Below are 1339 nucleotides of genomic sequence, written 5' to 3'. Positions count from 1 at the left end.
CAGCAGGCAAATAACGAGGCGGCAGCCACCGCATCCGCCGCGCCGAGTGAGACCGCTTCGGCGTCTGCGGCGGCTTCGGAGTCTCCTTCGGCAAGCGCAACCCCGTCTACTGTCCGAGGCTATTCGGGTGGTTCGAAGGCGCCTGACGGGGAGTACCGCCCTGCTGATAAGTACGGCATTGCACAGAATGTACCCAAGCCTGCTAAGCCAGAAGATGGGTACCGTGAGAAGTCTGTTGAAGGAATGCGTAAGACCCTTAAAGCGTGGGTTGAATGGGCTAACTATGGCACCGAGACTGGTGATTATTCCGTGGCTCGTCAGTTTGTGTCGTCGGAGTTTAAAGATGAGTTGCAGGCATATGCCGATGTTGAGGATCTTTACGCTAGTGGTGGTTGGATTATTGGTGGAGTTGACTATTTTGAGGCTGATGGTGCGCCGTGGTCTGAGGATGGGGAGACGTATTTTTGGAAGGCGTATCGTCACTGGGATCGTGAGATTTATGTTGAATCTGACGGTAGTTCGCGTAGCTGGGTGAATGAGGATAAAACCAATGACACATTTAAGTTCGCACTCAAACATAATGGTGTTAAGTGGGAAATTATGAACTACGAAAATGTAGAAGACTAATTATGAAAAATATATACAAAACTATCTTCTCTTCATTAATCACTCTACAATTAATATCCCTACCCACCGTATCATTTGCGACGGATACAAATGATTGCTCTTCAGGTGGAGTAGCTAAAGTATGCCAAACTAAGAGGACCTCAAAACCTAAAGATAGGTCTGAGAATGTAGGCAAAGAAGATCATGGACCTATTAGCAATAACCATGAAGCTCAGAATTCTTCTACTGCCCCCGAAACGCATACGTCAAAACGGCGTGAGGGATTTTATGTTACCTACAATAAAGACAATCCTAACAACTTCTACTGCACCACACTAGACGGACGAGTAGGACATGTCGGATATACAAACATGACCGTAGACGAAAACGGAATTCCTGTCGACCACGGTGGAGGCAGACATAGTCCTTCTTCTGCTGGTTGCATTCCCAACGATACCCGCACCCTCACCAGCGCCGACAGCCCCGGCCCCGCAGGCCCGACCTACGAAGAAGTCATGGAGGAAATCCGCCACGCTGCAGAGTCCCTAGAGCCGGGCAAGCCGACCCTGCACCAGTCCTACAACAACCCCGCAGGCACTGGCAGGGCAGAAGGCGACCCGAACGTCTACAAGGGTGATCAGGTCAACTTCTATGTCGATGACGGTGGCCCCTACCGCCTCGAAGCAGATATGCTCGCCGGACACGTCGAAATTGAGCTCATGCCCTCCTCCTA

The 1339-nt window shown here is 50.6% G+C and carries 1 protein-coding gene and 1 pseudogene; both read left to right on the top strand.

What is annotated here, in order from left to right; genetic code table 11:
- A partial coding sequence (locus tag HMPREF2884_RS05990) for a DUF6318 family protein (RefSeq protein ID WP_070616263.1) occupies positions 1-627 on the top strand: 627 nt, incomplete at its 5' end.
- Between the two features lie 2 nt (positions 628-629).
- Positions 630-1339, top strand: a pseudogene (locus HMPREF2884_RS09500) (peptide ABC transporter ATPase); the annotation flags it as partial.

This window comes from Rothia sp. HMSC073B08, assembly GCF_001812975.1.
In the GTDB taxonomy this organism is placed as follows: domain Bacteria; phylum Actinomycetota; class Actinomycetes; order Actinomycetales; family Micrococcaceae; genus Rothia; species Rothia mucilaginosa.
This window is presented reverse-complemented; position numbering and strand designations above follow the sequence as displayed.